The following is a 24,431-nucleotide window of genomic DNA, read 5'->3' on the forward strand; positions in this document are numbered from 1 at the left end:
GCGTCGTGCTACTCACGAGGCGGCAATGGCGCCATGACAAAAACCACCAGGAGACACAGTGAGCTTATTTAGAACCAAGAATTTGGATGACATGATTGCCCACAGCAAGAAGCCAGGAGGTCTGGCCAAGGTGCTGGGGCCCTTCGACCTTGTCCTCATGGGCATCGGCGCCATCGTCGGCACGGGCATTTTCGTGCTCACCGGCACGGGCGCGCTGACGGCCGGCCCCGCCCTGTCGCTGTCGTTTGTCGTGGCGGCCGTCGCCTGCTGCTTCGCCGCCTTGTGCTACGCGGAATTTGCCTCCACCGTGCCGGTGGCCGGCTCCATCTACACCTACAGCTATGCGACTTTGGGCGAGTTGGCCGCCTGGATGATAGGCTGGGACTTGCTGCTCGAATACGGCCTGGCCGCCGCCGCCGTCTCCGTCGGCTGGTCCGGCTACTTCCAGTCGCTGCTGTCGGGCTTCGGCATCGCCCTGCCCGTCGCGCTCACCGCCGCCCCCGGCGCGCTGCCCGGCGTGACCACCTTCATCAACCTGCCCGCCCTCGTCATCATGCTGGCCCTGACGGCCATGCTGGGCTGGGGCGTGCGCGAATCGGCGCGCCTGAACAACGTCATGGTCGCCATCAAGGTAGGCGTGGTACTGCTGTTTATCATCTTCGGCGCGCGCCACGTGCAGCCGGCCAACTGGCAGCCCTACATGCCGTTCGGCTACCACGGCATGCTGAGCGCCGCCGCCCTCGTCTTCTTCGCCTTCATCGGCTTTGACGCCGTCACCTCGGCCGCCGAGGAAGTCAAGAAACCGTCGCGCGACCTGCCGATCGGCATCATCGGCTCGCTGGCCGTGTGCGCCGTGCTGTACGTGGTCGTCTCGGCCATCATGACGGGCATCGTGCCATACCAGAAATTCCTCGGCGTCGACCATCCCGTCTCGCTGGCCCTGCAGTATGCGGGCGAAAACTGGATCGCCGGCTTCGTCGACCTGGGCGCCATCCTCGGCATGACCACTGTGATCCTCGTGATGGCGTTTGGCCAGACGCGCATCATCTTCGCCATGTCGCGCGACGGCTTGCTGCCCAAGCGCCTGTCCACCGTACACCCGCGCTTCCACACGCCGTTCTTCGCCACCTGGCTGGTCGGCATCGTCTTCGGCCTGATCGCCGCCGTGATCCCGCTCAACATCCTGGCTGAGCTGATCAACATTGGCACCTTGGCCGCCTTCACCATGGTGTCGGTTGCCGTGGTGGTGCTGCGCAAGAAGCGTCCCGACCTGCCGCGCGCCTTCCGCTGCCCCGGCGTGCCGTACGTGCCGGCGCTGGCCGTGATCCTGTGCGTGGGCCTGATGAGCTTCCTCAGCTGGGTCACCTGGGTGGCCTTCACCATCTGGCTGGTGATCGGCCTGGTCATCTACTTCGGCTACGCGCGCCGCCGTTCGCTGCTGCACCCGCCGCAGTAAAAAATCCCCTGCAGCGACATATCCTGTCGCTGCCCCAGTTAAGATGGCGGTCTCGCAACCACCGCAGGCCGCCATCCATGCAACGTTCCCCCGACCTCATCGCACAACTGGACCAGAGCACGGACCAGCTCAAACGCGCGCGCCTGCGCAACATGCAGTGGCTGGCCGTCGGCTTGCTGCTGCTGGCCGCGCTGGTCTTCGCCGTGGCCCGTTCGCAGCGGGGCGGCCACCCCGCCTGGGGCTACGTGGAAGCGTTCGCCGAAGCGGCCATGGTGGGCGCGATCGCCGACTGGTTCGCCGTCGTCGCCCTGTTCCGCCACCCGCTGGGCATCCCCTTGTGGCATACGGCCATCATCCCGAACAGCAAGGCGGACATCGGCCGCAGCCTGGGCGCCTTCGTGGAAAACCATTTCATTACCGAGCAAGGCATCGCCGAACGCATCGTGCAAGCCGACCCCGCCGCGCGCCTGGGCGCCTGGCTCGGTGACGAGACGCACGCGCGGCAGCTGGGCATGGCCGGCGCCGGTGTCGCCAGGCAACTGCTGGCGATGGCCGACCACGACAAACTGGGGCGTCTGCTGCGCGAGCAGGCCAGCAGCTACCTGGGCCAATTGAATGTGTCGGACGTGGCGGCCGACTGCATCGATGCGCTGATCGCCGACGGCAAGCCGCAGGAATTGCTGGACTTCCTGCTCGACCGCAGCGCCGCCTACCTGGACGAAGAGCATCACCACGCCGCCATCGGCGACTTCGTGCTGGGCGCCTTCCTGATCGAGAACGCGCTGGTGAAAAAAGCCGTGAAAGCGTATGAACCGCGCATGATCGCCTCGCTGCAGAAATTCGCCCTCGCCGTGCGCGTCGATCCGGCCCACCCGCTGCGCCAGCGCATCGCCGGCTGGATCGCCGACAGCGCGCTGCACCTGAAGGCGGACCCGCAGTGGCAAGAGACCGTGCGCAGCTACCAGCTGCAGCTGATCGCCAGCGATACGGTGCAAGCCATGCTGGGCGACGTCTGGAACCACCTCCGCACGCGCCTGCTGGCCGACCTGCACGCCGACCAGCCCGTGCTGGCGCAAGCCATCGCCGGCCTGGCGCAGAACACGGGCAAGGTACTGGGCGCGGACCAGGCTGCGCGGACATGGCTGAACGACGCCATCGTCGCCGGCAGCGGCGCGCTGGTGCGCCGCTACCGGGGCGAGGTGGGCGCCTTCATCGCCGCCCGCCTGGACCTGTGGAGCAAGGACGAAATGAGCGAGCGCATCGAACTGGCCATCGGACGCGACCTGCAATTCATCCGCATCAACGGCACCGTCGTGGGCGGCCTGGCCGGCTTGCTGATTTATACGGCTACCCAGCTGTTCTAGGCCGCCTTCACCAGCGCGGCACGGCCTTGGCCGGCGCCGCATGCGAGGGAAAATGCGGCAGCACTTCCTGCGCCAGTTCCTGCAGCACCTCCGCGGCTGGGCGTTGGCCATGCTGGATGCCCAACGCCGCATGGTTGACGCCAGCGTCCCGCCATTCACCGAGCAAGTCGATCAAGCCCCTGCGTCCCGTGCGCAGCACATAGCCGCTGCGCACGGGCGTGCGCGGATAATCGGGGTCGTCCACCAGGTCCAGCCACTCGTTGCACATGTGCGGACGAAAGCCGCCATCCGGTATGCAGGCGCGCCAGGCGCGGATCTTGTCCGCCAGCCGGCTCGGCCCCTCCGGCGTATCCGTCGCTTCCGGATACGTCAGCCAGCCATCGGCGTGGCGCCCTATCCATTCCAGTGGCTGCCCCGAGGAACTGGTGACGACGAGGGGAATGGCGCCCGCCACGGGCTTGGGCAGCAGTTCGAGGCCAGCCAGGCTGCCCAGCGGGCCGTCGATGCTGGCGGGGCCTGCCCGCAGCAGCTGGCGGAACATGTGCACGGCCTGCGCATAACGCGCACCGCGCGTGGCGTATGGCACGCCATACGCTGGAAATTCGCTGGCCCGGTCGCCCGAGGCCGTGCCCAGCACCAGGCGTCCGCCCGACAGCTGGTCGATGCTGGCGGCCGCCTTGGCCAGGTCGATCGGATGGCGCAGGGTGAAAATGGCGCTGCCCGTGGCCAGGGCCAGCGACTCCGTGCGCGCCGCCAGATACGCCAGATAGGTCCACGGGTCGAACAACTGGCCCGCATCGCCGAAGCGCGGGTCGAACAGGGGAATGTCGCGCACCCAGGCAGCGGCAAAGCCTTGCCGGTCCATGGCGGCGACCAGGTCGGCCTGGCCGGCCAGCGCCTGCATGTCGCCCTGGTAAAAACGCAGCGGCAGATAAATGCCGAGGGTGAGCGCGCCGGGCGCGAACATGCGGCGGTAGCCGGCATGGTGGGCAAACGCGTGCGAAGACGCGCCGCTGGTATCGATCGTCATATTGTTCCTTGATATAGGTCAAGCGCCCGTGGCGGGCGCGGGAAGCGTGATGCCCAGCTGCACGGCCGGGCGGGCCGCCACGCGGGCGTACCAGGCGGCCACGTGCGGCCAGTCATCGAGCTTGAAGCCGACCAGGTCGGCGATGTGCAGCCAGCCGAAGCTGGCGATGTCGGCGATGGAATAGTCGTCGCCGGCCAGGTAGGCGTGGTCCGCCAGGCGGCCGTCCATGGTGGCCAGCGCGGCGTCGCACAAGTGGCGGAAGTGCACCGTGGCGGACACGTTCGCGCCTGCGTCCGCGATCTCAAAGTGCACGCGCTGGCCCAGCATCGGCCCCATGCTGGCCGCGTGAAATTGCAGCCAGGTGATGGCGGCCCAGCGCAGCTGCGGCTGCGCCGGCAGCAAACGCCCCGTCATTTCCGCCAGGTACAGCAGGATGGCGGCCGACTCGAACACGGTGATGCCCGTGTCGTGGTCGACCAGCACGGGAATGCGCCCGTGCGGATTGAGGGCCAGGAAGGCGGGCAAGCGGTGCTCGCCCTGTTCGATGCGCACATGGCGCAATCGATAGGGCAAGCCCAGTTCGGCCAGCGCGATGGTGGCCTTGAAACCGTTGGGCGAGCTGTCGGTATAGAGCTCCATCATGACGCCGCCTCCTGGCGCGCGGCCTTGCCGGGCAGGATGACGATGGCGCAGGCCAGGCCCGCCGCCACCAGGCAGGCGGAAACGAGGATGGCGCCACTGTAGCCTTGTGCGGCCGTGCCGCCGCCGGCCAGCACGGCGATACTGACCGCCACGCCCACGGCCAGGCCGACGGCCGAGCCGACTTCCTGCGTGGTCGTCAGCATGCCGCCCGCTAGGCCATGGTCCGCTTCCGGCACGCCATCGATGCCGGCCACCGTCCAGGCGGGAAACGCCAGGCCATAGCCGATGCCGGCCAGCACGGTGCCGGGCAGGATGGATGCGGCCCACGACGCCAGCGTGGCCAGCGACGCGCCCAGCATGGCCAGGCCGCCGATGAACAGCAGCATGCCGCCAACGATGACGGGCTTGGTGCCGCAGCGGGCGATCAATGCCGGCCCGGCCCACGCGCTGGCCAGGGTAAAGGCGACGGCCATCGGCAGCAAGCCCAGTCCCGTGCGCGTGGCGGAAAAGCCCAGCACTTCCTGCATGGCCAGCGCCACAACGACAAAGGTGGGGCCGAGGGCCGTATTGGCCAGCAGGGAGACGATATTCGCGCCGCCCGTCGAGCGGCGCAGGAAGACGGCCAGCGGCATCAGCGGCGTGGCCACGCGCCCCTCCACCCAGACGAACAGCGCCAGCAAGGCCAGTGCCAGCGCGACCAGGGCAAACGTGAGCGGATGCGCCAATCCCACATGCTCGCTATTGGCAAAGGCAAACACCAGCGTCGCCGCGCCCGACGCCACCAGCAGTGCGCCCCACACGTCGAGCGAGCCGCCAGCCGCGGCGGCATCGGGCCGGCCCTGGGGCAAGGCCGGCGACAGGGCCAGCACCAGCAAGCCGACGGGCACATTGATCCACAGCACCCAGCGCCAGCCCAGCAGGTCCGTGATGAAGCCGCCCAGTATCAGTCCCGCGACAAAGCCGCTGGCCGCCACGGCCGTCCAGGCGCCGAGCGCCCGGTTGCGCTGCGCCGGCTCGGGAAAGACGGCCAGCAGCAGCGAGAACGCGGCCGGCGAAAACATGGCGGCGCCGAAGCCCTGTAGCGCGCGCGTGGCCACCAGCATGGCCGGGCTGTGCGAAAAGCCGCCCAGCAGGGAGGCGGCCGTGAACAGCAGCAGGCCCGCGATGAAGACGCGGCGGCGGCCAAACAGGTCGGCCGCGCGCCCGCCCAGCAGCAGGAAGCCGGCGATGGCCACGCCATACGCATTGATCACCCATTGCAGCCCGCCGGGCGTGAAGCCCAGGCTGTGCTGGATTTGCGGCAAGGGGATCATGGTGATGGAAAAATCGAGCAAGGCAACGAATTGCGTGGTGCACAGCAAAAGCAGGCAAAGCTGCCGATGTGAAAGTAACATGGAGATCCTATCGATATAGTTTTACTCGACGTCAAAAGAACGCCGAACTCCCCTATAATGCGTTTTCCTAGAGCGAAACAGAAACGATGTTTTTTCGCGCTTAACTTTAGAAAAACTATATCGATGACGCATCCTTTACCGCTCCAGGCGCTGCGCGCCTTTGTCGAAGTGGGCCAGCGCGGCAGCATCAAGGCGGCCGCCGAAGCGCTGCACGTGACGTCCGGCGCCGTCAGCCAGCAAATCCGCCTGCTGGAAGAACGGGTCGGCATGCCGCTGTTTACGCGCGAACGCCAGGGCTTGCGCCTGACCGAGGCGGGCGCCAGGGTCCACCCCGCCCTGTTGGGCGCCTTCGCGCAGATCGCCGGCGCCAGCCAGGCGCTGGAAGACATGGGCGCGCGCCAGACGCTCACCGTCAGCACGGTCGCCACCTTTGCCGCCGCGTGGCTGGTGCCGCGCCTGGGCCGCTTCAACCAGCGCCATCCCCATATCGAAGTGCGCGTGGAAGCGACATCCGCGCTGGTCGACCTGCGCCGCGACCGGGTCGACGTGGCCTTGCGCCACGGCCTGGGCGACTATCCGGGCTTGCAGGTGACGCGTTTGATGGCGCCCGTGCTGGTGCCCGTCGCCAGCCCTGCCCTGATGGCGGGCCAGCCGCCCATCGCCACGCCGGCCGATTGCCTGCACTACCCGCTGCTGCACGACACGGACCGCGCCGACTGGCCCCTGTGGCTGGCCGCGCATGGCGCGCCGGACGGCAGCGAGGATGCGGCGCGGGCGCTGCGCGGCTCGGCCTTCGAAGATGATTTTCTGTTGATACGTGCGGCCGAGGCGGGCCAGGGCCTGGCCCTGGTGCCGCAGCTGTATGCGCAGGAGGAAATCGCCGCCGGGCGCCTGGTGCAAGTGCTGGACTTGCCGTGGCCCGCGCGCTTTGCCTACTACCTGGTGACGCGGCCCGACGCAGCCGCGCGTCCCGCCGTGCAGGCATTCATGGCGTGGATTTGCGAGGAAGCGCAGGCCACGCGCTAAGTAATCCTCAGGAAATCATTGTCAATTTATAAAGAACGAGATCGGATGCCAGGCAAGGCGCCCGCTGCGACGCACAGCGCCGCTTATGGAAGCCAGAAATCGCAATCATTTATTGAGGCTTGCTTACAGCGCATGCCCCCCGGCCGCGCACGACACCACGCCGCACGCGGTGCTGAACAGCACAGGCACGCCGGCGTGTCCCATGGCGATGCAGCTTGCGGCGGGCAGCACGGCCAACAGCAGCGCCAGGTAGGCGAGCGCCTGCAGGCGGCCCAGGGCCGGTCGCACAGCGCCCGCGGTATCGCGCGCCATGCCGCGCCTGAACGCCGTATTGCCCCTGCAGGCATCTGCCCTGCCGCTTGTCATCCTGTTCGTAAGCATGTCCCTCTCCTCGATTCCGGTTACCGGCCTGTCCCGCCGGCTTGAACGGCCTGCACGCCTGCTGGTCAGGCTGTAATGGCATTTTGCTTCATAAATTTACCAAATACAATAAATAAATCCAAAAAGAAACAATTTTTTTGGTTTGCCAGCATGCATCGTGGCGCAAAGAAATCCGCCTTGACAGAGTGTAAAATGGGGAACTGGAGGCTGGCGCCGCCATCGAGTCCGGATATTGCCGCATGAAAAATTCACTTTTAATCATTGCAATCAGTAAATTCATTGGAATGCAGTTCGTTTATGCGGCAAACGGACTCTGCCATCCCGGCAGCAGGTTGCCGGCCGCAGGCATCCCGCCAAACTTGATGTAGATCATAATTTTTTGAACAAGCTCTTGCTATCCTGTAAAAAAATGACGGGAGCCCCGGATGAACAAGACGCAGTCGAGCAATGCGGAGCAAAAGTTTGCACATGAGCGCCTGGGCAGCGCCTGGCAAGGCGTGCCGGTTCCCGGCTATCCGGAAAGCGCGCCGGAAGGCGCCACCCTCGACCTGCTGCTGAACGCCTGGCTGGGCAAGTTTACGGGCGGCATTTCGCCGGCCGCGCTGGGCAACGCGTATGCCGACTGGCTCAGCCACCTGGCGCTGGCGCCATCGAAGCAGCAAACGCTGCTGCAGGAGGCGTGGAAGAAGATCGGCCGCTGGCAGCAATATGCCTGGCAATCGGCCCTGACTGGCGGCGCCGCCGGGCCGCCGTGCATCGCGCCGCTGCCGCAGGACCGGCGCTTCGACGACCCGGCCTGGCAACGCTGGCCCTACAATCTCGTCTACCAGGGCTTCCTGCTGCAGCAGCAGTGGTGGCACCGCGCCACCACGGGCGTGCGCGGCGTCTCGCCGCACCACGAGGATGTCGTCACGTTCACCGTGCGCCAGTGGCTCGACATGCTGGCGCCGTCGAACTTCCTGCTGACCAATCCCGTGGTGCAGCAAGCCACCCTCGCGAGCGGCGGCGCCAGCCTGGCGCGCGGCATGGTCCACGCGGCCGACGACTGGCAGCGCGCCGCCATGGGCGCCGGCACGGCCGGCGAAGCCACGTTCAAGGTGGGCGGGAACGTGGCCGTCACGCCGGGCAAGGTGGTCTACCGCAATGACTTGATCGAATTGATACAGTACGCGCCCGCGACAGAGAGCGTGCATGCCACGCCGCTGCTGTTCGTGCCCGCCTGGATCATGAAGTTCTATATTCTCGACCTGTCGCCGCACAATTCGCTGGTGCGCTACCTGGTGGGCCAGGGCCACACGGTGTTCATGATTTCCTGGAAAAACCCGCAGGAAGAAGACCGCGAACTGTCGCTGGAAGACTACCGCCAGCTGGGCGTGATGGATGCGCTCGACGCCGTTGCCCGCATCACGGGCGCGCCGCAGGTGCACGCGGCCGGCTACTGCCTGGGCGGCACCCTGCTGGCGATCGCCGCCGCGACGATGGCGCGCGACGGCGATGCGCGCCTGGCCAGCCTCACCATGCTGGCCTCGCAGGTCGACTTCAAGGAGCCGGGCGAACTGTCGCTGTTCATCGACGACAGCCAGGTCAGCTTCCTGGAAGCGGCCATGTGGAAGCAGGGTTACCTCGATACGAAGCAGATGGCGGGCGCCTTCCAGTTGCTGCGCTCGAACGATCTGATCTGGTCGCGCCGCTTGAACCACTACCTGCTGGGACAAGATGAACAGGACAGCGACCTGATGGCCTGGAACGGGGACGCCACGCGCATGCCCTGCCGCATGCATTCGGAATACCTGCGCCGCCTGTTCCTGCACAACGACCTGGCCGAAGGCCGCTACCGCACGGCAGGCCGCCACATCGCCCTGCCCGACATCGATGCGCCCATCTTTGCCGTCGGCACCCTGACGGATCACGTGGCGCCGTGGCGCTCCGTCTACAAACTGCAGCTGCTGACCGACACGGACGTCACCTTCCTGCTCACCTCGGGCGGCCACAATGCGGGCGTCGTCTCGCCGCCGGGCCAGCCGCGCCGCAGTTACCAGCTGGCCACGCACCGCCACGACGCGCCCTATGTCGACGCGGACAGCTGGCAGCACGAGGTGCCGCACCATGACGGCTCCTGGTGGCCCGCCTGGCAAGCCTGGCTGGCGCAGCAAGCGGGCGCGCAAGTGGCGCCGCCGGCCATGGGCCCCGACCTGGGCGACGCGCCGGGCAGCTATGTGCTGCAGACCTGACAACTGACAACCGAGGAAACGCCATGCCCTACACCACCCTGCTGGTCCACGTCGACAATTCCCGCCACTGCGCCCAGCGCATCCGCCTGGCCGTGCGCCTGGCCATCGCCGAAGGGGCGCACCTGATCGGCTCGGCCATGAGCGGCATCTCGCGCTACGCGTATGGCGGCGGCGTCAACGCGCTGCAGTTTGCGCCGGCGCAGATGCAGGCGCTGCGCACCCAGGCCAGCGAAGCCTTGCACGACTTCGAGCGCATCGCGCGCGAGGAAGGCCTGGGCGCCTACGAAACGCGCTTCGTCGACGACGATGCGCAAGGCGCGCTGCTGCTGCAGGCGCGCTATTGCGACTTGCTGATCCTGGGCCAGACGGATGCGCAGGATACGCCGTCGCGCGTCATCGCCGGCACGGCCGAATACCTGATGCTCCATTGCGGCCGGCCCGTGCTGATGGTGCCGCACGCGCCCTCCGCCGCGCCGGCGGGCGCCGCGCAGCATCCGCTGCTGGCCTGGAACGGCAGCGCCGAAGCGCTGCGCGCCATCACCGATGCGCTGCCGCTGCTGCAAAAGGCGCGGCAAGTCACCCTGGCCGTCGTCAATTCGCACGCCCAGCCGGCCGCGCACGGCGAGCAGCCGGGCGCCGACCTGGCCCTGTACCTGGCGCGCCACGGCGTCAACGTCGAGGTGCTGCAGCACGACACGCCGCCGGGCCAGGACGTGGGCACGGCGCTGCTGGCCATGGCCGCGCAGCGGCGCTGCGACCTGGTCGTGATGGGCTGCTATGGCCACATGCGCCTGCGCGAAGCGCTGCTGGGCGGCGTCACGCGCACGGTGCTGCAAGAGACGACGTTGCCGGTGCTCGTGTCGCACTAGCGCGGCCGGCGGGCCTTCAGCCTTCCTTCACCCGCCCCTCATCCGCGCTTCATGCGCGGCGGCGACACTGCTCATGCCCTCACCCACACCAGGAGTACAGCATGAGCATGACACCCGGCGCCCCCGCGCATTTCCACGCCCGCAGACACTTTCTGTCGGGGATGACGGCGCTGGCCGGCCTCGCCGCATGCGGCGGCAGTTCGCTGCCGCGCGCATCCAGCGTGACGGACCGACAGATCGGCGTCGCCCCCGGCGTCAGCCTGCACGTGCGCGACTGGCCATCGGCACGGGGCGACAGCGACGACGTGATCGTGCTGCTGGCCGGCCTGGGCGCCAATGCGCATGCGTTCGACAGCCTGGCGCCCGCGCTGGCGCGCCGCCACCGCGTGCTGGCCATCACGCGGCGCGGCTACGGTTCGTCGAGCAAGCCAACGCCCGCCAGCGACGCCAGCTACTCTCCCGCCACCCTGGTGGCCGACCTGCTGGCCGTGCTGGACGCACTGAAGGTGCCGCGCATCATCCTGGCCGGGCACTCCATCGCCGGCAACGAGCTGACCCTGTTCGCCGGCAGCCACCCGCGGCGCGTGCGGGGCCTCGCCTACCTGGACACGACCTTCGATTACCTGGCCAGCGGCGGCTATGAAGAACCCGCACCGACGCCCTACGACGAACCGCCGCCCGGCCCGGCCGACCTGGCATCGCTGGACGCCTCGATCGCCTATGCCAGGCGCATCAACAAGCAATGGTGGCCCGCGCTGGAAGCGAACTGGCGCGATGCGCTGGAAGTGCTGCCCGACGGTTCGGTGCGGCCGAACACGCCGCCCGCCATCGCCAGGGCCATGGACGTGGCCGCGCACAATTTTTCGCCCGACTACCGCCGCGTGCGCGCGCCGGCGCTGGTCGTCACCGTCGATCCCGGCACCTTGCGCAACCTGTTTCCATGGCTGCTGCAAGCCGATACCGCCACCCGGGCCGCCGCGCAGGAAGTACTCGACTTTATCCGGCCGCTGCGCCTGGCCGACGGCGAGCGACTGGCCGCCGCCCTGCCCGGCAGCAGCCACCTGGTGATGCGCAACGGCTTCCACAGCGATTTCTTCATCGAATACGAGAGCACGGTGGTCGACGCCATCGAGGCCATGCGCTGGGAAGGTCTACAATAGGCGTGCAGCCAGCCGCCGCGCAGTGCCGCCTCGCACACGGCGCGGTCTTCTCCGTTTCCCTTGTCCCAAGGAGTTCCGCATGAGCAAGCAAGCCACCATCGTCCTCGTCCACGGTTTCTGGGGCGGCGCCGCCCACTGGAGCCGCGTCATCGTCGAATTGCGGCGCCACGGCCACACGGCCATCCGCGCCGTCGAACTGCCCTTGACGTCGCTGGCCGACGACGCCGAGCGCACGCGCAAGATGGTGGCGCAGGTCGATGGCCCGGTGTTGCTGGTGGGGCACTCCTACGGCGGCGCCGTCATCAGCGTGGCCGGCAATGCGCCGAATGTGGCGGGCCTCGTGTACATCGCCGCCTTTGCCCCCGACGCGGGCGAAAGCCCGGGCAGCATCACGCAGGAACACCCGCCCCTGGGCGCGGCCAGTCTGGAAGGCGACAGCGACGGCTATCTGTGGGTCAAGCCCGAGCAATACCATGACAGCTTTTGCCAGGACCTCGACGCGGAAGAAGGCGCCGTGCTGGGCGTGGTGCAGAAAGCGCCGCTGGCCAGCACCTTCGGCGACACCGTCAGCGACCCGGCCTGGAAACATAAGCCCAGCTGGTACCAGGTGTCCAGCGCCGACCGCATGATTTCCCCCGTCAACCAGGAGCGCATGGCGGCGCGCCTGCAGGCGAGAAAGGTCATCACCCTGAACGCCAGCCACGCCTCGCTGGCTTCGCGCCCCGTGGAAGTGGCGGCGCTGATCCTGGAGGCGGCGGGCTCGCTGGCCGCAGCGTAAGCTTGCCGGCTACAGCCAGCCTTCGCGCTTCAGGCGCCGGTGCAGCCACCAGCAGCCGGCGATGATGACGACGATCACGGCCGGATAGCTGCCGCGCCACTTCAGCTCCGGCATGAATTCGAAATTCATGCCGTACAAGCTGAAGACCATGGTGGGCACGGCCAGGATGGCGGCCCAGGCGGCCAGGCGCTTGACGACCTCGTTCTGGCGGATCGAAATTTGCCCCAGCGCCACCTGCATGGCCGAATTGACCAGCTCGCGCATCTGCCCCGCCGTGTGCGTGACCCGTTTGACGTGGTCGAGAATGTCGCGGTAATAGATGCGGTTTTCCTTGGGCACAATATCGCCATGGAAACGGATCAGCTGGGTGCAGATGTCATGCAGGGGATTGACGGCCGCGTCGAGCTTCAGCAGTTCCGTCTTGAGCTGGTAGAAGTCCTGCAGCTTGTCCTCGCTCAAACTGGGCTTGAACAGCTGCAGTTCATGGTGCTGGAAGCGGGCCTGCAAATGGTCGATGCACGGCTGGTACTGGTCGACGATGAAATCGATGATGGAATACAACACGTAGCCGGGACCGCTGGCCAGCTTCTCGGGCATGCTTTCCTTGCGTTCGCGCAACTTCGCATAGCCGGCAGAGGCGCCGTGGCGCACCGTGATGATGAAGCGGGGACCGAGAAAGACGTGGGTTTCGCCGTAGACGATGGCCTCGCCATCCAGGGTGGCCGTGTGCATCACCATGAACAGGGTGTCGCCGTACTCTTCCAGCTTGGGGCGCTCGTGCGCGCCCTGCGCATCCTCGACGGCCAGTTCGTGCAGGCCGAAGGCCGCCTGCAGCGCGTGCATGGCCGTGACGTCGGGGCTGGCCAGACCGATCCACACGAAACAATCGGGGTCGCCGAGGAAGTCGCCCACCTTGTCGATATCAAAGTGCGCGATCTTCTTGCCGTCGCGATACGCTTCGCAATTGACGACGGCGGCGTGGGTACTCAGGTCCATGGTGTTTTTCGGCCAGGGGCAACAATATTGGGGGGCCAGTATAGCGGAAAGCGCATGATTGCCATGCCAATCCGGCTACCGCATTGACATTCGGGCACGCCAATGTAAAATGAGAACCATTCGCATTTAAGAAGAGCCTGCATGCGCCAGCGGCACGGGACTTCCGCGCCAACCTGGAGTGTGCTGTGACGTATGCCGTATCGCCTGCCGCCGATTCTCAAAGCCCCATGTCATTGAGTCAGCTGTATGGCCAGCACCATCCGTGGCTGTTGCGCTGGCTGCGCGGCAAATTGTCCTGTACGGATCACGCGGCCGACCTGGCGCAGGATACCTTCATCAAGCTGCTGGCCACGCCCGGCGAGCGCGCCGTCACCCTGCGCGAGCCGCGCGCCTACCTGACCACCGTGGCGCGCCGCCTGCTGATCGACCATTACCGCCGCCAATCGCTGGAACAGGCCTGGCTGGCCACCCTGGCGCAGCTGCCCGCCCCCGTCACGCCGTCGGCGGAAGACCGCTTGCTGATCCTGGAAACCCTGCACCAGATCGACGCCATGCTCGACGGCCTGGGGGCGAAAGTGCGCACGGCCTTCCTGCTGTCGCAGCTGGAAGGCATGGCGTATGCGGACATCGCCGCGCGCCTGAAGGTGAGCGAGCGCACCGTCAAGCGCTACATGGTGCAGGCGTTCGAACAATGCATCCTGCTGCTGGCCTGACATGAGCGCGCCCCTCGATGCGCGCGCCGCGCGCGAAGCGGCGCACTGGATGATGCGCCTGCAAGGCGGCGAACTCGACGCTGCCGCGCAACAGGGGCTGGCTCGCTGGCGCGCCGCCCACCCCGACCATGAAACGGCGTGGCAGCGGGCCGAGCAAGTGTGCCGCACCTTCGGCATGCTGCCCCCGCCGCTGGCCATGCCCTTGTCCAGGCAAGTGCTGGACCGCCCGTCCGGCGCGCAGCGCCGCGCCATCCTGAAGACCCTGGCCGTGCTGATCGTCGCCGGCCCAGCCGGCTGGGCCATGCTGCGCGTGGCGCCATGGCAGGCATGGACGGCCGACCTGCGCACGGCCACGGGAGACATCCGCCATTTCCCCCTGGCCGACGGCAGCGGATTGAGCCTGAATACGGCCAGCGCCGCCGATGTCGCCTTCGGCGCATCCCTGCGCCTGGTGCAGCTGCGCGGCGGAGAGATACACGTGGCGACCAGCCCCGATCCCCTCGGGCGTCCCTTCATCGTGCGCACCAGCAACGGCAGCATCCGCGCCCTCGGCACGCGCTTCACGGTGCGCCAGGACGACAGCCTGCTGGGCGCGCGCACCCACGTGGCCGTCTCGCAGGGCGCCGTGGAAGTGCGGCCAGCCGAAGGCCGGCCCGTCACCGTGCAGGCGGGCTGGCAAGCCAGTTTCGATGAAACGGCCGCCGGCGCGGCGCAGCCGCTGGCGCCGCACGCAGCGGCCTGGCTCAAGGGCTTGCTGTACGCGGACGACACGCCGCTGGAGCAGGTGCTGGCGCAGCTGGCCCGCTATCGCCACGGCGTGGTGCGCTGCGATCCGGCCGTGGCGCGGCTGCGCGTGTCGGGCGTGTACCAGCTGCGCAACACGGATGCCCTGCTGGCCCTGCTGCAAGCGTCGCTGCCCATCCGCGTGCGGCGCCACAGCCGTTGGTGGATTTCTGTCGAGCCCGCATAAAAATTTTTGAGAAGAATGTCCCTTTCCGTCATGTGCCCCGTCAATCCACACAGGACCAACACATGAACGAAGGGAAACAAGCAATGAAGCACTACCGCCACACCAGCATCACCCTGGCCCTGCTGGGCAGCCTGGCCCTAAGCGCGCCCGCATCCGCCCAGCAGCAACCGCAGCAGGCGCCCGCGCGCCACTACCAGGTGGCCGCCGGCCCCCTCGGCGCCGTCCTGTCCGCGTTTGCGGCCGACGCCGGAGTCAGCATTTCCGGCGCCGCCAGCCTGTATGCGGGCTTGAACAGCCGCGGCTTGAACGGCAACTACCAGGTGGCCGACGGTTTCGCCCGCCTGCTCGATGGCAGCGGCCTATACGCTGTCGACCAGGGTGGCGGCCACTACGCCGTGCGCAAGCTGCCCTCGGCGGCCGATGCGGCCACCCTGCCCGGCATCGCCGTGCGCGCCACGGCCGAGCGCAGCACGAGTACGGAAGGCACGGGCTCGTACACGACGCCGGCCACGGCCAGCGCCACGGGCCTGGTGCTGTCCTTGCGCGAGACGCCGCAATCGGTCAGCGTCATCACGCGCCAGCGCATGGACGACCAGGACTTGCTGACGGTGCGCGACGTGCTGCGCAACACGCCCGGCATCGCCGTCAACCAGTTCGACACGGAACGCAGCACCTTTTCCGCGCGCGGCTTCGACGTCGACAACTTCCAGTACGACGGCGTGCCCACCACCTATAAGGTGCAGTATTCGGGCGGCGAATCGGAAATGGATTCGCTGATCTACGACCGCGTGGAAGTGACGCGGGGCGCCACGGGCTTGCTGACGGGCGCCGGCTACCCGTCCGCCTCGATCAACCTGGTGCGCAAGCGGGCCAGCGCCAGGCAATTCGAAGGGCAATGGTCGCTGGCGGCCGGCTCGTGGAGCGATTACCGGGGCACGCTCGACCTGGCCGCGCCGTTGAACGGGGATGGCTCCGTGCGCGGCCGCGTGGCGGGCGCCTGGCAGGACCGCAAGTCGTTTACCAATGGCTATTCGAACCAGCGCCAGCTCGTCTACGCCACCGTCGAAGCGGACCTGGCGCCCGGCACCGTGGCCATGCTGGGCGCCAGCTACCAGAAGAACGACCCGAAAGGCAGCAACTGGGGCGGCTTCCCCCTGTGGTACAGCGACGGCACGCGCACGAATTTCGACCGCTCCGTCACGACGGCGCCCCGCTGGGCCGCCTGGGCCACGGAACAGACGAATGTGCACGCCACCGTGGAACATGCGCTGGGCCAGGGCTGGAAAGCGCAGGCGCAAGCCATGTACAGCAAGCACACGGAAGACACGCCGCTGGTATTCCTGGCCGAACGGCCCGATAGAATCACGGGCCTGGGCATGCTCGGCTATCCGAACCGCTACATCGGCGCGCGCGACCAGAGCAGCGCCGACGTGAAGCTGTCGGGGCCATTTTCCCTGGGCGGACGCCAGCATGAAGTCATCGTCGGGGCCAATTACACGGTGCAGCACGCCGAGTTCAGCGTCAAGGAAGCGCTCGACCCTGAACCGATCGGCAATTTCCTCGCCTGGGATGGCAGCTACCCGCAGCCCGCCTGGGGCGAACTCGTGCTGTCGGAAAAATACACGACCAAACAATATGGCGCGTATGGCGCGGCGCGGCTGAACCTTGCCGACAACACCAAATTGATACTCGGCGGTCGCTTGAGCCGCTGGGACAAGGACCGCATCGGCTTTGACGGCAGCGCCCGCTTTGCCTTCGCCAAGAGCAAGTTCGTGCCGTATGCGGGCGTGGTGGTGGACCTGAACGACACCTATTCGGCGTATGCCAGCTACACGGACATCTTCCGCCCGCAGGAAAACCAGGACCGCACGGGCGCCTGGCTGGACCCGCTGACGGGGCAAAGCATGGAAGTGGGCTTGAAGGGAGAACTGGCCGGGGGCCGGGCCAACGGTTCCATCGGCATCTTCGAGATCAAGCAGGACAAGCTGGCCCAGCCGGCCGGCGCGCACAGGATTCCCGGCACCACCACGCAAGCGTATTATGCGGCGCGCGGCGCCACCAGCCGCGGCATCGAGGGAGAATTGTCGGGCCGCTTGGCGCCGGGCTGGAACGTGACAGCCAGCGCCAGCCACTTCCGCGCCAGGGACCGCGAGCAACAGGATATCAACACCCTGTCGCCCCGCTCGACGGCGCGCCTGTTCACCACCTGGAAGGTAAAGCCCGACCTCACCGTGGGCGGCGGCGTCAACTGGCAAAGCAAGTTCTACTTTGACGACGAAGGCCCGAACGGCAAGGAAAGAGTGACGCAGGAAGCCTACAGCACAGTCAGCCTGATGGCCACGTACCAGCTGTCGCGCCAGCTGACGACCCAGCTGAACGTGGAAAACGCGCTGGACAAAAAGTACATCAACATCAACACCTACGCACAAGGCACGTATGGCATGCCGCGCAGCGTGCGGGGGACGTTGACGTACCGGTTCTGATATCGCATCCAACGGCATAACACGCCAGGCGAGTTGCGGAAACGGCTGCAAACGCCGCTGCCACCGCTCGCCTTACTGCGTTTGCGCGTACAGCACGCGCACCTCCACCCTGCGGTTCAAGGCATTGCACTGTTCCGTTTCATATGCGGTAGTGCTTGCCTCGACAGGGCATTTCACGCGCGGCTCCCGCGCACCCGCCCCTTCCGATCGCATTGTCAGATTCTTTCCATCCAGCGCAGTTCTGAGTACATTGACAATCGCCTCTGCGCGCAGCTCCGATAGACGTTGATTATCCACGGCTTTTCCAGCAATACTGCCCGCGAAAGGACGGGCGTCACTGTGGCCGCGCACCATAATGTCATGCGGCGTACCCGATGCCAGAATGGCTGAGGCAAGAGCCTGCAGACGCGGTTGTGCCGTTGGCAATAATTGCTCGCTGCCGGTTTTGAACAGCAAGTCGTTGGATAGGTCGAAACAGGGATTCAAGACAGGCCGGCTCTTGATGATGCGCATCGTTGCCGCATCCAGACGCAAGGTGGCAACCTTGAGGACGACCGGTTCAGGGCTGAAAATACTGGCCTCCGGCTTCGTGCGTACGCTGAACGTGACAAGCGACACGCCGCCAACGCCGGTCCACAATACATCGGCATGATGTACCAGCAATCGCCCCCCGGCGCTCCTGCGGCAGTCAAGGATGGGGCGGCCGACGACTTCCGTGACGCGCTCGATTTCACCGAGCTCGGTCTCGGGCACTTCGATGCTGACGTCGGGAATACGCACACCCAATAGCTGGAAAGCCATATGCACCATCTTCATGAACGGCCCGAAGAACAGCACGAGTACCAGCGGTGCGACGAACACTGCGGCAAGCTGCGCCAATCTGCGCTGCGGCTTCGGCTGCGCACCTGCGACCGTGATACCCGCTTGCGTACCAGCCGTGCCTAGAAAGAGGGTAAGAAAACCGGCACAGAAAAAGATCAATATCAGTAAAAACAAAGAAGGTCTAGCACCGGCGAATGCATACAGCAAGGACAGCAAAAAAAAGAAAAGCGATACCAGGCAATAGCCAACGCCACGCAGCCCGGCTGGAACGACAAACAGGGTCGCCTGACCACAGCCAGCGTACCTCCTGGAAACCCGCTTTTCCAGCCAGGAGCACAGCTGGAGCAGCCACACTGCGGACATGGCCCCGAACAACAGGAAGATACAGTACAGAAAACCGAACATCAGTGCCACAAAGATAAAGAATACCACTTCGCCTGGCGTCAAACTGCTGGGAAAAAACTGAATGTCAAACAGATAGGTCAGCGTGACGATGGCGCCCACTGCAACGGCCAGTTTATATGTCAAGGTCGTCACGAGATCGAGGATCGCTATTTTCTTGCTCAGCGAATCGCCGCTATACGTCGGGACAGGTGCTGCTTCTGGCGGGGGTCTCGGTATGATCACAGTATCGCCTTACGAAAGACAAGACGTTTGACTCGCTTGGACAGACAACAGACATACTCATCACTCCTTTGGCAAAGGCTGGAATGACGGGTCCATCTATACAAGTCTAGTGAATCGTCACGCCGCTGTGCGGCCATCGCAGCGAAGCTTGATACAGATTAAACAAGGACGATCTGGCTCGAACGAGCTCGCCACCTACCCCGTCGAAATGACCATGTTCAAGGCGCGCCGCAATTCCTTCAGCCGCGGCGGCTTGCCCAGCACGCAGTTGACGTGTTCCGGGTAGTCGCTGTCGGCCGCCAAGCGCTGGCCCCAGCCCGTGAGCATGATGATGGGCGTGGCCGGCGAATGCTGGCGCACGGCGCTGGCCACCTTGCGCCCGTCCACGTGGGGCATGCCGAGGTCCGTGATGACCACCGCGAAATGCTCGCCCCTGTCGCAGGCGGCCAGGAAACAGTCGATGCCGGCCTGGCCGCCATCGGCGGACACCACGTCGTGGCCGTCGATTTCCAGGATATCGCGCAGGGACTTGAGCACCATCGGGTCGTCGTCCACCACGAGGATGCGCAGGCGCGGCGGCACGGCGTGGGCCGTGTCGGGCACTTCGACCCCCTCGCCTTCCGCGCAGGCGGGAAACGCCAGGCGCACCGCCGTGCCCTGCCCCGGCGCCGTGACGATGTCGATGCCGGCCCCATGGCGCTCCATCATGCCGTACACCATGGCCAGGCCCAGGCCCGTGCCCCGCTCGCCCTTGGTGGTGAAAAACGGCTCCAGGCAGCGGCGGCGCGTATTTTCGTCCATGCCGATGCCCGTATCGCCCACTTCGACCTGCACCTGCCGTACCCCGGCCTGGCCCGGCGCGCCGATGCAGGCCGTGCGCACGGTCAGGGTGCCGCCTTCCGGCATGGCGTCGACGGCGTTGAAGACCAGGTTCGTCAGCGCTTCGCGGATTTCGCCCACGCTGCCGGGCAGCATGGGCAACCCGTCCGCCAGCTCCATGCGCAGGGCGATGACGATGCCGCGCTGCTGCGGCATGTCGCTCCAGCGCGCGCGCGTCAAGTCCAGCACTTGCTGCACCACCAGGTTGACATTGATCGGCGACAGCGCCAGTTGCGGTTCGCGCTGGCGGTAAAATTCGCGCATGCGCGCCACCGTGGCAGCCACGTCGTCGATGGCCCGTTCGATGACTTCCAGACAATGCCGGCCCTGCGGACTGAGATTGGTTTCCGTCTCCAGCAAGGACTCGGTGTACAGGGCCACGGGGGAAATGGCGTTATTGATATCGTGCGCGATGCCGCTGGCCATCTGCCCCAGCGCGCGCAGGCGCTCCTGCTGCATCACCGACTGCTGGGTCTGGCGCAAATCGTCATACGCGCGCTGCAGCGCGCCGTAGAGCTGCGCCTGGTTGGCGGCCAGCGCCACGTGCTCGCTCAGCTGGCTGAGGAATTCGCATTCGCCGCTGGTGAAGCTGTGCGCAGCACGGCGCGCCACGATCAGGATGCCGAAGACCGTGTTTTCAGCCAGCAGCGGCGCCATGACGAGGGCGCGCAGCCCCCCTTGTGCCAGCCGCTGCGGGAACGGAAACGCCACATCGGCGATGTCGGCTTCATACACGAGCTTGCCGCGCACGCAGCTCGACAGGCCATTTTCGTCGATGGGAATGTGCGCGTGTTCGCTCATCATGAAGGACTGCGCCAGCGCCTCGCTGCGCACGCCCACGCACGTCACCTGCAGCGCGTGCTGCGACGGCTCATACAGGCAGATGCAGCTGAAATCGATGGGCAGCTGCTCTTCCAGGCTGCGCACCACCACCTGGAAGATGCTGCGCAAGTCCTGCCGCTCGCCGATCGAACGCGTGATCTGCTGCAGCAGGTTCAGGCGCTCGAGCTGCTCATGCACCTTGCGCTCGGCCAGCTGGCGTTCGGCGATCTGCGTTTCCAGGGCGGCATTCGTGTGCGCCAGCTCGTCGCGCGAAACGGTGGTGCGGCGCAGCTTTTCCGTCATGCCGTCGAAGGCGCGCGCCAGGTCGCCGATCTCATTCTTGGTGTGCACGCCGAGCGCAAAATCGAGCTTGCCGGCGCCGACGATCAGGGTGCCCTGGCGCAGCTTTTCCAGCGGTCCCGTGACGCTGGTCATGGTGAAGTAAATCAAGCCGGCCACCAGCGCGATGATCATGCCGCCAAACAGCATCACGGCCACGTTGGCTTGCTGCTGCGCCTCCAGCACGCCTTGCCGGCTCAATTCGGACAGCCGCATCGCATCCGAAATCATGCCCTGCACCTTGCCCATGATCTGGCCCGACAGGCGCGCTTCCAGCTCGCCCAGCACCTCGCGCCGCTGCGGGTCCTGCCCCAGCTCGCGGTGATTCGCGACAAACAGCTCGAACAGGCCGCCCACGCCGGCCAGGTCGCCCTGCAATTCGCGCAGCAGCTTGCGCTCTTCGTCGCCGTTGAAGGCGGGCGTGGCCAGCAGCCCCGTGGACAGCGACTCGCTGCGCAGCTGCCACTGGGCGCGCGTGCGCGCGCCATGGTGCAGCGCATACTCGATCGACAGGTAGCGCAGTGACGTGACAGCTTGCAGGATATCGGCCGCCGCCTTGTTCTTCGCCAGTTCGCGCTGCATCGCCATGGTGGTGGAGAACAGCACGGCGACGATGATGGCCACCAGCACCACGCAAAACAGTTGGGCCAGCTTGAAGCGCGTGACAATTTTCACGGTGGCCCTCTCAATGAATGACCGTCACGGCCGATGGCGCCACGGCTTCCAGGCCATCCAGGTAGACGGCGTCGAGGAAGTTCGGCATGTCGCCGCGCTCGCCCAGGCGGTTCTTGATGGCCCAGCGCGCCTCGTCTTCCAGCGCCAGCAGCAAGCCCTGGTCGAGCACGACGCCAAACTGATAGCCGTGCCAGGCCGCCTGCAGGCGCGCCGCTTCGCCGGGCGACGCCCTGGCAAACAGGGCGCGCGCGGCGTCGGGCTCGTCCTGGCAAAAGCGCGCGCCGGCGATCAGCGCGCGCAGCACCTTGCGCATCGTCGCCGGGTGCGCACGCACGTAATCGCCCGCGCCGGCCACGTTGAACAGGCCCGCGTACACGTCCTCGCCATAGAAGATGGCCGCCTTGCCCGCGATGGCGTGCGTCATGGCCGTCAGGAACGGTTCCCAGCCGGCCGCCGCATCGACCTCGCCCCGCGCCAGCGCAGCGGCCAACTGGTCCGGCGCGTAGTTGTGCAGGGTGACTTCGCCGGGCAGCAGCTTCTGGCGGTTCAGGAAGGCGTCCAACGCGAACTGGCCGGAGGTGCCCAGGGTCACGCCGATGCGCTTGCCCTTCAGGCTGGCGGGCGTGGACACGCCGCGGTCCAGGCGCCCCACGATGCCGTGGTCGCGTTCGGCCTCGAAGATGCTGGCGATGATGACGACGGACTGGTTCTTCAGACTCGCCAGCACCACGGGAATATCGGACACGGTGCCCAGGTCGGCCTGGCCCTGCAACACGGCTTCCAGCGAAGCCTTGCCCGACGAGTAGGATTGCAGCCGCGCGTGGATGCCTTCGCGCGCGAAATAGCCCTGCCCGTGCGCGGCCAGCACGGGGCAGCTGCCCACGTATTCCGCGTTCACGGCCAGGCGCAGCTCTTCCACGGGGCCGGGCGGCGGCGCGGGACGGGCAAACAGCCGCCACAGGGCGATGGCGGCCAGCATCGCCAGCAGCAGTGCGGCCGCCAGCCAGACCGTCCGCCGCGCTGGCGTCGGGCCGCTCATGCGCTGCACTGCGCCGTGGCCAACTCCAGCGCGCTGTTGACGGCCTCGGAAAACGCCACCACGTCGACCGGCTTGGTGAGATAGCAGTAAAAGCCGGCCGCCAGCCCCTGGCGGACATCGCCGGCCCCCGCCACGGCCGTCAGGGCGATGACTGGAATATGCGCCGTGCGGGCATCGGCGCGCAGCAGCTGCATGACTTGCGTGCCGCTGATGTCGGGCAGGTCGATATCCATCAGTATCAGCTGCGGCAGGTGGCGGCGCGCCATCTCCAGGCCCGTTTGCCCGTCGCCGGCCGACAGCAGGTCGAGATCGGGGCGAAAATGGATCAGGCCCGCCACCAAAGTCACGTTCAGGGGATTGTCTTCTACATACAGCAGCGTCTTGCGCTCCGGCAACGTTATCGGCTCGGCGGGACGGGCGATGGCGGGCAGGCGCGGGCTTTCCTGCAGCGGCTGGCGCGCCGGGCAACTGGCGATATCGAGCCAGAAGGTGCTGCCGCGCCCCGGCGTGCTGGCCACGCCCAGCCTGGCCTGCATGGCTTCGGCCAGGCGCTTGCTGACCACCAGCCCCAGGCCCGTACCCTCCTCGTCGCGCGCATCGCGTCCAAGGCGGTTGAAGGGCTGGAACAGCGCCTCGAGCTGCGCGGCGCTCAGCCCGGCGCCCGTGTCGCGCACGGACAGGCGCAGCCGCTGCGCATCGACGGGCTGGCAATCGACGTGGATCTCGCCCTGTTCGCGGTTGTACTTGACGGCGTTCGACAGCAGGTTGATCAGCACCTGCTTGAGGCGCGTGCGGTCGGCCAGCACATGCAGGCCGACCGCTTCCACGAACGTCAGGGTGATGCCGCGCTTGTGCGCCAGCGGTTCCATCATTTGCCAGCATTCGTGGTAGATGCCGGCCAGGTCCACGGGCTCCATCGACAGCGACATATTGCCCGACTCGATCCTGGCGATGTCGAGGATATCGTTGATCAAGGTCAACAAATGCCGGCCGGCGCCGAAGATGTGCGAGGCAAAGGTTTTCCTTTCCTGCGCCGTCGAGGGGATGGAATCGGATGTCAGCATCTGCGAAAAGCCCAGGATGGCGTTGAGCGGCGTGCGCAACTCGTGGCTCATGCTGGACAGGAAATTGGTCTTTTCCTGGTTCGCCCGCTCGGCCACTTCGCGGGCCAGCTGCAAATCCTTGTTCATGGCGTCGAGTTCGGCCGTGTGCTGGCGCAGCAGCAATTCCAGGCGCGCATTGGCGATGCGCAACTGGCGCGTTTCCAGCGCCCGCGCCAGTATCAGCAGGATGCCCGACACCTTGAACGGCTTGACGACGTAATCGAGCGCACCCGCCTGCATGGCCTGCACGGCCGAGGCAATCGTGCCTTCGCCCGTCATGATGATGCAGGCCAGGTCGGGATCGATCTGCCGCGCCGCTTCCACCACGGCGATGCCGTTCATGCCCGGCATCATCAGGTCGACCAGCAGCAGGTCGAACGATTCGACGGCCAGCAGGGACAGCGCCGCCTCGCCCGAGGCGAGCCCCGTCGTGTCGTAAGCCTGGCCGCGCAAGGTGTCGCACAGCGCGCGCACATGCGCCAGCTCGTCATCGACGATCAGTATCCGCGGCGGCATTGGTGAGCTGTTCATGCATTCTCCTGGCGGCATGGCCTTGCGGACCTGAAACCTGCCCCGCAAGATGCGTTCCGAGCATAGCACTTGAAAATTACCAAAAATACACGCTTTGTCAC

At 66.5% G+C, this 24,431-nt stretch carries 19 protein-coding genes; 10 read left to right on the top strand and 9 right to left on the bottom strand.

Going from position 1 to position 24,431, the window contains the following annotated elements:
* Nucleotides 1–58 precede the first annotated feature (58 nt).
* Nucleotides 59–1,456, top strand: coding sequence for an amino acid permease (locus O0879_RS06010; RefSeq protein ID WP_289905241.1), 1,398 nt, complete (start codon nucleotides 59–61; stop codon nucleotides 1,454–1,456).
* A 77-nt stretch (nucleotides 1,457–1,533) separates the two neighbouring features.
* Nucleotides 1,534–2,820 (top strand): DUF445 domain-containing protein, encoded by a 1,287-nt coding sequence (locus tag O0879_RS06015; protein WP_289915352.1) that lies wholly within the window; start codon nucleotides 1,534–1,536, stop codon nucleotides 2,818–2,820.
* A gap of 7 nt (nucleotides 2,821–2,827) precedes the next feature.
* Here O0879_RS06015 and O0879_RS06020 read toward each other — a convergent pair whose 3' ends face one another.
* From O0879_RS06020 to O0879_RS06030, 3 genes are read right to left on the bottom strand one after another with little or no spacing between them, the layout of a single operon-like run.
* Complete coding sequence (locus O0879_RS06020; RefSeq protein ID WP_289915355.1) at nucleotides 2,828–3,850, bottom strand: LLM class oxidoreductase; 1,023 nt, start codon at nucleotides 3,848–3,850, stop codon at nucleotides 2,828–2,830.
* 18 nt (nucleotides 3,851–3,868) lie between these two features.
* Nucleotides 3,869–4,492, bottom strand: a complete 624-nt coding sequence (locus O0879_RS06025) for a glutathione S-transferase family protein (RefSeq protein WP_289915358.1) — start codon at nucleotides 4,490–4,492, stop codon at nucleotides 3,869–3,871.
* A complete protein-coding gene (locus O0879_RS06030; protein ID WP_289915361.1) occupies nucleotides 4,489–5,886 on the bottom strand; it encodes an MFS transporter in 1,398 nt (465 codons plus the stop codon). Before O0879_RS06030 ends, O0879_RS06025 begins: the two co-directional genes overlap by 4 nt.
* A 123-nt stretch (nucleotides 5,887–6,009) precedes the next feature.
* Between O0879_RS06030 and gcvA the strand changes: the two genes are divergently transcribed.
* Complete coding sequence (gene gcvA / locus O0879_RS06035; protein WP_289915362.1) at nucleotides 6,010–6,912, top strand: transcriptional regulator GcvA; 903 nt, start codon at nucleotides 6,010–6,012, stop codon at nucleotides 6,910–6,912.
* A 123-nt stretch (nucleotides 6,913–7,035) separates the two neighbouring features.
* Here gcvA and O0879_RS06040 read toward each other — a convergent pair whose 3' ends face one another.
* The gene (locus O0879_RS06040) at nucleotides 7,036–7,224 is read right to left on the bottom strand and encodes a hypothetical protein (protein WP_289915364.1); all 189 of its coding nucleotides are present in this window, start codon (nucleotides 7,222–7,224) and stop codon (nucleotides 7,036–7,038) included.
* Nucleotides 7,225–7,718: 494 nt separating this feature from the next.
* Here O0879_RS06040 and O0879_RS06045 point away from each other — a divergent pair, with 494 nt between their 5' ends.
* The 4 genes from O0879_RS06045 (at nucleotide 7,719) to O0879_RS06060 (ending at nucleotide 12,331) form a co-directional block, all read left to right on the top strand.
* On the top strand, nucleotides 7,719–9,524 hold the full coding sequence (locus O0879_RS06045; protein ID WP_289915366.1) for an alpha/beta fold hydrolase: 1,806 nt from the start codon (nucleotides 7,719–7,721) through the stop codon (nucleotides 9,522–9,524).
* 23 nt (nucleotides 9,525–9,547) lie between these two features.
* On the top strand, nucleotides 9,548–10,393 hold the full coding sequence (locus tag O0879_RS06050; RefSeq protein WP_251349026.1) for a universal stress protein: 846 nt from the start codon (nucleotides 9,548–9,550) through the stop codon (nucleotides 10,391–10,393).
* A gap of 101 nt (nucleotides 10,394–10,494) precedes the next feature.
* Nucleotides 10,495–11,553, top strand: coding sequence for an alpha/beta hydrolase (locus O0879_RS06055; RefSeq protein WP_289915367.1), 1,059 nt, complete (start codon nucleotides 10,495–10,497; stop codon nucleotides 11,551–11,553).
* 79 nt (nucleotides 11,554–11,632) lie between these two features.
* Nucleotides 11,633–12,331 (top strand): alpha/beta hydrolase, encoded by a 699-nt coding sequence (locus O0879_RS06060; protein WP_289915370.1) that lies wholly within the window; start codon nucleotides 11,633–11,635, stop codon nucleotides 12,329–12,331.
* 9 nt (nucleotides 12,332–12,340) lie between these two features.
* Here O0879_RS06060 and O0879_RS06065 read toward each other — a convergent pair whose 3' ends face one another.
* A complete protein-coding gene (locus O0879_RS06065) occupies nucleotides 12,341–13,327 on the bottom strand; it encodes a magnesium and cobalt transport protein CorA (RefSeq protein ID WP_099664247.1) in 987 nt (328 codons plus the stop codon).
* A gap of 185 nt (nucleotides 13,328–13,512) precedes the next feature.
* Between O0879_RS06065 and O0879_RS06070 the strand changes: the two genes are divergently transcribed.
* The 3 genes from O0879_RS06070 (at nucleotide 13,513) to O0879_RS06080 (ending at nucleotide 17,493) form a co-directional block, all read left to right on the top strand.
* Complete coding sequence (locus O0879_RS06070) at nucleotides 13,513–14,040, top strand: sigma-70 family RNA polymerase sigma factor (protein WP_289898178.1); 528 nt, start codon at nucleotides 13,513–13,515, stop codon at nucleotides 14,038–14,040.
* A gap of 1 nt (nucleotide 14,041) precedes the next feature.
* Nucleotides 14,042–15,010 carry a FecR domain-containing protein gene (locus O0879_RS06075; RefSeq protein WP_289915372.1) on the top strand — a complete coding sequence of 323 codons (969 nt, stop codon included), beginning with the start codon at nucleotides 14,042–14,044 and terminating at the stop codon, nucleotides 15,008–15,010.
* A gap of 62 nt (nucleotides 15,011–15,072) precedes the next feature.
* On the top strand, nucleotides 15,073–17,493 hold the full coding sequence (locus tag O0879_RS06080) for a TonB-dependent receptor (RefSeq protein WP_289915375.1): 2,421 nt from the start codon (nucleotides 15,073–15,075) through the stop codon (nucleotides 17,491–17,493).
* Nucleotides 17,494–17,565: 72 nt separating this feature from the next.
* Here the strand turns inward: O0879_RS06080 and O0879_RS06085 are convergent, their stop codons facing one another.
* From O0879_RS06085 to O0879_RS06100, 4 genes are all read right to left on the bottom strand, one after another.
* Entirely contained in the window at nucleotides 17,566–18,942 is a 1,377-nt protein-coding gene (locus tag O0879_RS06085) for an OmpA family protein (RefSeq protein WP_289915378.1), read from the bottom strand.
* Nucleotides 18,943–19,137: 195 nt separating this feature from the next.
* The gene (locus O0879_RS06090) at nucleotides 19,138–21,657 is read right to left on the bottom strand and encodes an ATP-binding protein (RefSeq protein ID WP_099664252.1); all 2,520 of its coding nucleotides are present in this window, start codon (nucleotides 21,655–21,657) and stop codon (nucleotides 19,138–19,140) included.
* Between the two features lie 10 nt (nucleotides 21,658–21,667).
* A complete protein-coding gene (locus O0879_RS06095; RefSeq protein ID WP_289915382.1) occupies nucleotides 21,668–22,696 on the bottom strand; it encodes an NrtA/SsuA/CpmA family ABC transporter substrate-binding protein in 1,029 nt (342 codons plus the stop codon).
* Complete coding sequence (locus tag O0879_RS06100; RefSeq protein WP_289915384.1) at nucleotides 22,693–24,330, bottom strand: response regulator; 1,638 nt, start codon at nucleotides 24,328–24,330, stop codon at nucleotides 22,693–22,695. The genes O0879_RS06095 and O0879_RS06100 overlap by 4 nt, the downstream gene beginning before the upstream one ends.
* Between the last annotated feature and the right edge of the window lie 101 nt (nucleotides 24,331–24,431).

It is taken from the genome of Janthinobacterium sp. SUN120 (assembly GCF_030397735.1).
Lineage (GTDB): Bacteria > Pseudomonadota > Gammaproteobacteria > Burkholderiales > Burkholderiaceae_D > Janthinobacterium > Janthinobacterium kumbetense.